The 7,153-nt window shown below is 72.8% G+C and carries 7 protein-coding genes; 5 read left to right on the top strand and 2 right to left on the bottom strand.

Annotation, left to right across the window (positions count from 1 at the left end; genetic code table 11):
• The first annotated feature begins 295 nt into the window (after positions 1 to 295).
• The 4 genes from E1264_RS37850 to E1264_RS37835 all read left to right on the top strand — a co-directional run bounded on the left by E1264_RS37850 (position 296) and on the right by E1264_RS37835 (position 3,787).
• On the top strand, positions 296 to 952 hold the full coding sequence (locus tag E1264_RS37850) for a response regulator transcription factor (protein ID WP_132181592.1): 657 nt from the start codon (positions 296 to 298) through the stop codon (positions 950 to 952).
• Positions 949 to 2,175 carry a HAMP domain-containing sensor histidine kinase gene (locus tag E1264_RS37845; protein WP_132181590.1) on the top strand — a complete coding sequence of 409 codons (1,227 nt, stop codon included), beginning with the start codon at positions 949 to 951 and terminating at the stop codon, positions 2,173 to 2,175. Before E1264_RS37850 ends, E1264_RS37845 begins: the two co-directional genes overlap by 4 nt.
• 243 nt (positions 2,176 to 2,418) lie before the next feature.
• Positions 2,419 to 2,991: a papain-like cysteine protease family protein gene (locus E1264_RS37840; RefSeq protein ID WP_132181588.1), complete on the top strand. Its 573-nt coding sequence runs from the start codon at positions 2,419 to 2,421 to the stop codon at positions 2,989 to 2,991.
• Between the two features lies 1 nt (position 2,992).
• Positions 2,993 to 3,787 carry a hypothetical protein gene (locus tag E1264_RS37835; RefSeq protein ID WP_132181586.1) on the top strand — a complete coding sequence of 265 codons (795 nt, stop codon included), beginning with the start codon at positions 2,993 to 2,995 and terminating at the stop codon, positions 3,785 to 3,787.
• On the opposite strand, the gene E1264_RS37830 is transcribed toward E1264_RS37835, so the two are convergent.
• Both E1264_RS37830 and E1264_RS37825 read right to left on the bottom strand, forming a co-directional pair.
• Positions 3,784 to 4,827 (bottom strand): LysR family transcriptional regulator, encoded by a 1,044-nt coding sequence (locus tag E1264_RS37830; protein WP_165964585.1) that lies wholly within the window; start codon positions 4,825 to 4,827, stop codon positions 3,784 to 3,786. The two genes, E1264_RS37835 and E1264_RS37830, sit on opposite strands and share 4 nt — an antisense overlap.
• A 140-nt stretch (positions 4,828 to 4,967) precedes the next feature.
• Positions 4,968 to 5,879: a helix-turn-helix domain-containing protein gene (locus E1264_RS37825; RefSeq protein WP_243711420.1), complete on the bottom strand. Its 912-nt coding sequence runs from the start codon at positions 5,877 to 5,879 to the stop codon at positions 4,968 to 4,970.
• A gap of 278 nt (positions 5,880 to 6,157) precedes the next feature.
• Between E1264_RS37825 and E1264_RS37820 the strand changes: the two genes are divergently transcribed.
• A partial coding sequence (locus E1264_RS37820; protein ID WP_132181581.1) for an ATP-binding protein occupies positions 6,158 to 7,153 on the top strand: 996 nt, incomplete at its 3' end.

Here is a 7,153-nt window from a genome sequence, read left to right as displayed (position 1 = left end):
GGTCTGCTTCGCGCCGCCCGCCGACGCCACCCCTCCCGACTCGCCGTCGTCGCCGCACCCGGTCAGCGCCAGGGTGAGCGCGAGCGGCAGCGCCGCCAGTATCCGCAGTCGCATGTCGCGTTCTCCTCGTCTCGGCGGCCGGATCGGTTCCGGCCGGCGATGAGCGATGCAACCCGTCCGCGCGTTTCCCCTCCGTTTCCCCGATCCGGCCTGCTCGTCCCTCCGCGATCACTAACGGAAACGAAACAGCCGGTAAGGCAGCATCACGGGCGGAACAGGTGTGGAAGGGGGGCCCATGCGGGTGCTGGTGGTGGAGGACGAGCGGCTTCTCGCCGACGCGATCGCCGAATGGCTGCGGGACGACGCGCACGCCGTCGACCTCGCCTACGACGGCGCGGCGGCCCTGGAGCGCGTCGGCGTCAACGACTACGACGTGGTCGTCCTGGACCGCGACCTCCCGCTCGTGCACGGCGACGACGTCTGCCGCGCGATCGTGGACGGCGAGGGCACGGCGCGGGTCCTGATGCTGACGGCCGCCGCGGAGATCACCGACCGGGTCGACGGCCTCGGGCTCGGCGCGGACGACTACCTGACCAAGCCGTTCGCGTTCCCCGAACTGGCCGCCCGCGTCCGCGCCCTGGCCCGCCGGTGCCGTCCCGCCGCGCCGCCGACGCTGCGCCGCGCGGGCATCACCCTCGACCCGGCGCGCCGCGAGGTGTTCCGGGACGGCCGCTACGTCCCGCTCGCGAAGAAGGAGTTCGCCGTCCTCACCGAGCTGCTCCTCGCGGACGGCGCCGTCGTCTCCGCCGAGCGGCTGCTGGAGAAGGCGTGGGACGAGCACGCCGACCCGTTCACCGGGGCCGTGCGGCTCACCGTCCTGAAGCTGCGCCGCAAGCTCGCCGACCCGCCCGTCGTCGAGACCGTCAAGGGAGCGGGGTACCGGATCCCATGAGGCTGTCGCTGCGCGCCCGCCTGACCCTCACCTACGGCGGCCTGTTCCTCGTCGCCGGGGTGGTGCTCCTCGGCGTCACCTACGCGCTGTTCAACCAGGACCTGTCCCGGTCGGGCACGAAGATCCTCACCGCCCGGACGAGCCAGCTCCCACCGGCGAGCCCCACCGCCACGCCCACGCCCACGCGGACGGAGCCGCAGAACCGCGTCTTCGGCGACGACCCCGCGCTGATGGGCGAGGCGGAGCGGCTGGCGAGGAAGCAGCGCGAGGAGCTGCACGACGCGGCCGTCGCCTCCCTCATCACGCAGGGGTCGATCGCGCTCGGCGTCGTCGGCGGGGCCGCGGCCGCGTTCGGCTGGCTGATCGCCGGACGGGTCCTCGCCCCGCTGCACCGCGTCACCGAGACCGCCCGCCGCATCGCCGGGTCGCCCGCCGCCGACCGCGTCCTGCACGAGCGCATCGCCCTCGAAGGCCCGCGCGACGAGGTCAAGGAGCTCGCCGACACCTTCGACACGATGGTCGAGCGGCTCGACCGGTCCTTCGACGGGCAGCGCCGCTTCGTCGCCAACGCCTCGCACGAGCTGCGCACCCCGCTCACGCTGGGCCGCGCGCTGGTCGAGGTGGCGATGCACCGCGAATCGGCGTCCCCGGACGTGCTCCAGCTCGGCGAGACGCTCCTGCAGATCAACTCGCGGCACGAGCGCCTCATCACCGGCCTTCTCCTGCTCGCCCGCTCCGAGAACGCGATCACCGCCCGCGCGCCCGTCGACCTCGCGGACATCGTGGGGCACGTGACGACCCAGACCGCCCGGGAGGCCGAGGACGCGGGCGTCACCGTCGAGACCGACGCCGCCGAGGCCGTCACGACCGGCGACGCCCTGCTCCTCGAACGCGTGGTGCAGAACCTCCTGGAGAACGGCCTGCGCCACAACACCGGCGAATCCGGCTGGGTGAAGGTGGGGTGCCGCACGCGCGACGGCCACGCCGTCCTGGAGGTGTCGAACTCCGGGCCCACCGTCCCGCCCTACGAGATCCCGGCCCTGTTCGAGCCGTTCCGCCGCATGGACAGCGACCGCATCGTCACCGCGAAGGGCGCGGGGCTCGGCCTGTCGATCGTCCAGTCGATCGTCCGGGCGCACGGCGGCGACGTCACCGCGACCTCCCGCCGGTCCGGCGGCCTCCACATCACCGTCACCCTCCCCCTGGCCGCCGCCTGTCTCTAATAAGGCCATAGAGCCTTGTTATGACCTGCTGGCATTACCGAAATTCGGTGACGAATGAGACTTTTACTGCGTTCCCTTTGCCTCTCATGCGGGGTTCCCAGCCCGGAGTTCCCCCGGCACCGGTAGGGACCGCTCGATGCGCAGCATCCCCGCAGCGGCAGTGCACCGCTCCAGCCAGGGGATGACGGCGCACTCGCCCGCGTGAGGGGTGCACGGCATTGCCGGGAGAAAAGGCGGAAGCCAATGACAACGCGTACCCGTCCCGCCCGGGCGCGCAGGCGATTCGCGGTCGGCGCCGCGAGCGTGGCAGCGGCCACGCTTGCGATGTCGGGCAGCGTCGCCTCGGCAGGAGAACTGCAGATCACGCAGTTGGTCCAAGAGCAGAACCAGTGGTGCTGGGCCGCCAGCGGCCTGACGATCGCCAAGTTCCACGGGAAGGGCAACGTCAGCCAGAACGAGTTCTGCAACATGGCGCGGAACCTCCCCCAGGGCGGCCGCTGCCCGAACCAGCCCGGTTACCTGCAGTGGGACCAGACGGCCTTCCGGAAGCTCGGGCTCTCGGCCGGCGTCGTCACCGGGCCGCTGTCCTACCAGGCCGTGGTGACCGAGATCGACGCGAAGCGTCCGATCGAGACCGGCATCTACTGGACCGCCGGTGGCGGCCACGCCCAGGTGATCTACGGCTACAACGGCCAGACGCTCTCCTACGGCGACCCGTGGCCGTCCAGCCCCCGGTACGGGCAGATGAGCCACAGCAGCTACCGAAGCAACGGCCAGTTCCGCTGGGGCGAGGCCCTCTCGCAGGTTGGAGCCTGACATGCGCACTACTGCAAAGGTCACGGCCGCAACCCTGATCGGCGGCACCGTCCTGCTCGGCGGGAACGCGGCAATGGCCGCGGGACCGCCCTCGTCCGACGAGGCCGCGGCGGCCAAGGTCGCCGAGTCCCAGGCCACGAAGCAGTGGCTCGGGAGGTTCTTCGTCAACCTCGACCAGCACCAGAGCGGCAAGACGACGACGCAGAACGTCTCCAAGGCGGCGGCAGCGGCAAAGGCGCCGCAGCTGCAGGGCGACGTCCAGCGCGTCTACTCGCTGAACCCGGCGTTCGTGAAGGGCACGCCGAACGCTCCCGTCGCGACGTTCGTCTACATGGCGGTCGGCGCGAAGTCGGCGTCCGGGCAGCAGGCCACGGTGTGGCTGACGAAGTCCGGCAAGAACTGGGTCGCCTCGAACGTCATCTCCGGCAACGACGAGGCCGCCTACCCGGCGATGGCGGACGGCGGCACGGTGTTCACCGAGCCGCAGATCCGCGCCTGGTACCGGCTGAAGGACGGCCGCGTGACCGGCCTCAACGACGCGGCGAAGACGTCCGTCGGGCAGGGCGTCACGGTCGGGTCGTACCAGAAGCTCGTCAACCTCCGGTACGGCGACAAGCTCCCAGGGTCCGAGTATCAGCGGTCCGGCAAACTGGGCGGCTACTCGCCCACCACCGGCGTCGGTGACCGGGCGCCGGACAGGGGCCCGGCGCCCGCGCTGATGGCGCTCGGCGCCGGCGGCGCGGTGATCGCCGCCGCCGGCGTCGCCGCCGCGCTGCGCCGCCGCGGCAGCTACTAGCCGCCCGCCCGCGGGTTCCGGGAACCGCCCCCCTTTCCGGAACCCGCATCCCGTCCCGCGGCGACCGGTCCCGCCCGGACCGGTCCCGCGGTGACCGGGAGCCCGGGGTGCGCCTCGGGATGGTCGTCCCACCAGTCACGGAAAACGGGTTGAGCCCGGACGAGGTCCAGGTAGATGTCACTGAACACGACGCGCAGGCGTTCCGCCGCCTTCTCGGCCTCGGGACGCCACACCAGCACGACGCGCTGCACGATCGGATCGCCGGTGATGCGCCGGAACACGATCCCCTCGCGCGCGCTCGCGGACGGCTGGTACAGCCCGATGGCGCGTCCCGACCGGATGAGGGAGGAGGATATCTGCCAATCGCTCGACCAGAACCGCACCCGCGGCTGGAACCCGGCACCGGCGCAGACCCCGCGGACATAGGCGGGCCACGGCCCGTCGTCGAGCGGGTCGTCGAGCCAGTCCTGGTCGGCGAGGTCGGCGAGGTCGACGGTCTCGCACGCGGCCAGCGGGCTGGACGACGACACCCCGACGAGGATGGGCTCGCGGTCCACGATGACGAGCCGTTCGAGCTCGTCGCGCGCGTCGCGGGGCCGCGGGACGTGGTCGACCGGTTCCTGGAAGAGGCCGACGTCGAGGGCACCTGAGGCGAGGAGCGCCGGGATGCGCCCCCCGCCCTGGTCGACGCGCAGCTGCAGCCGTGACACCGGCGACAGCGCGCCGAGATGGTCGCTCAGCCGGGTCAGCGCCGGGCACGCCTGCACCCCGACGCGCAGCAGCGGCATCGCCGACGGGTCGCGGATCCGGTGCGCGAGGGCGGCGTTCAGGTCGTCGATGCTGGCCAGCGCCGCGCGGGCGCGGGTGGCGACCTCCGCCCCGACCGGCGTCGGCGTGACGCCCTCCGGCGACCGGACGAACAGCTGCACGCCCAGGTGGCTCTCGACGCGGCGCAGCATCGTGCTGACCGCGGGCTGGGTGAGGCCGAGCCGGGCCGCGGCCTTGCTGATGCTGCCGGTCGCGGCGATCGCTTCGATCATCCTGAGATGGTGGGGCCCGAGGTCCACGAACGCACTCCTGACCGTCATCGCCCCGTTGCCATGATCTTGCCGCATGGTAACCCCGGGATCGGTCCCGGCAGAATGGAAATGCGTGCCAACCGAATCGGGCGCCCTCGCCTCTAGTGGCCCCGCGCGGCCCGCCTGCGCTCCAGTTCCCGCAGCTCACGGGGGCTGATGCCGAACCGCTGCCGGAAGGCGTGGCTGAGCGCGCTCGCCGAGGAGAACCCGGTCGCGTGCGCCAGGTCGGTGATCGTGTGCCGGTCGAGCGGGTCGCGCAGCCGGTCCCGGACGAGCCGCAGCCGCTCCTCGCGGATCAGCTCGCGCGGTGTCGTCCCGGCGCGCTGCAGCGCGAGCTGGATCTGCCGCAGCGACCAGCCGAGGACCTTCGCCATCGCGGCGCCGGTGAGGCCCGGGTCGGTGGCGTGCTCGCGGACGTGCCGCCGCACGACCGCCTCCACCTCGGCGAGATGGCCGGGCGCGGGCGGCCGGTCCCGCTCGGCGGTGGCGAAGTCGGCGACGACGATGCAGAGCAGCTCGGTGATCCGGTCGCAGGCGGCGTCGAACTCCCGCGCGGTGAGCGTCTCGCGCTCCTCGCCGACCGCCCGGACCATGTCGGCGACGACCCGGCCGAGCCCGGCGGACAGGTCGAGGTCGGCGGCGAGCGGCGCGGCGGGTGCGGGCGCGCGGGGCAGCCGCCGGTCGACCTCGTGCGCGGGGATCGTCAGGACGAGGGCGCGGGCGGGCCGGTGCGGGACGAGCCGGACCGGCGCGGTCAGCGAGATGAGCCCGCCCGTCCCGGGCCGCAGGCGCGCTTCGGAACCGTCGCGGAGCAGGAGCATCTCGCCGTGCAGCGGCAGCAGGAAGCGGTAGTCGCCGTCGGGGGTGTTCCGTGTGGTGGTGCCGTCCGCCTGGCCGTGGCCGCCGCGGGTGCGGGCGGGCGTCCGGGTGTGGTCGGCGCGGTCCGACCGGTAGAGGACGAGCCGGTAGGCGGCACTGCTCTGGCGGACGGCTCCGCCGAGGAAGTCGTCCACGCAGGCTCCTCCGCCGATCCGTCCAGCGCTGGTGAGCGTATACGATCACCCGGCCCTTTATCAGGCGAATCCTGCGGAAGGTGACGCGGTTCGGACGCCGCGTGATCATGGGGATGCGTGCGGCGCAAGTTTCCTTGCGCGCATGCACAAGCGCGCACGTGCATTTCCGCCTTACGGTGCCGAAACCGCGGCGTATCGGCACCCGCCCGGAACCCACCCCACCCGGCCATGAGGCGGCCTGCGCGTCTGCCTCGCCCGAAGTGTGCACCGAGGATCTGATGCAGACATTCCTCTTGGCGACGGCGTTCGTCATCGTGGCCGGCGCGGGTGTCGCCGCCGCGATGCTGCTGGTCCGCGAGCGGCGGGAGGCCGCCGAGCTCCGCACGCGCAACGCCGCGCTGGCCCGCGGCGTCGACCTGCGCGAGCGGGAGCTGCGGCACCTGGTGGACGTCCGGCTGCCGGAGCTGATGGAGTCGCTGACGAACCCCGACATGGACGTCGCCGGGCCCCTGTACGACCTGACGCGCGAGGCGCCCGCCTACGACAAGGCATTGCACACCGTGATGGAGCTGTTCGCCGGGGCCGCCGAAGGCGTCCGGGAGCGCTCCGACCAGTCCGCGAAGGCGACGCTGCGCGCGATGATGCGCACCGTGCAGAGCCTCGCGAACGAGCAACAGCTCGCCATCTCCGCCATGCAGGAGCGCCACGACGACCCGGATGTGCTGGAGGGCCTGCTCCGCATCGACCACATGAACGCGCAGCTCGGGCGGCGCGCGCAGGCCACGGCGGTGCTGTGCGGGTCGTGGCCGGGGCAGCAGCGGTCGGCGTCCTCGCTGAGCGACGTGGTCCGCGGCGCGACCTCCCGCATCCGCGACTACCTGCGCGTCAACCTGGAGGGGACGATCGGCGGCGCGGTGACGAGCCGGGCCGTGGAACCGGTCGTGCTGACGCTGGCGGAGCTGCTCGACAACGCGGCGCGGCACTCGCGTCCCGACACGACCGTCGAGGTCAACTTCCGGTCCACGCACAACGGCGTCGCGATCATGATCGACGACGCGGGCGTGGCGATGGACGCCGAGGAGCTGCAGCGCGCGGCGGAGTTGCTGTCCGGCGAGACGTCGGTGGACGTCCACCGGCTCGGCGACCCGCCGCAGATCGGGTTCGCGGTGGCGGGCGTCCTCGCCGCCCGCTACGGGTTCCGCGTGTCGGTCGACTCCCGCTCCCCCTACGGCGGCGTCCGGGCCGTGGTGTTCTTGCCGAGCGCGCTGCTGACC

The sequence above is a fragment of the Actinomadura sp. KC216 genome, assembly GCF_004348535.1.
Classification (GTDB): domain Bacteria; phylum Actinomycetota; class Actinomycetes; order Streptosporangiales; family Streptosporangiaceae; genus Spirillospora.
The sequence above is the reverse complement of the archived record's forward strand: the minus strand, read 5'-3'. Positions and strand labels throughout refer to the sequence as shown.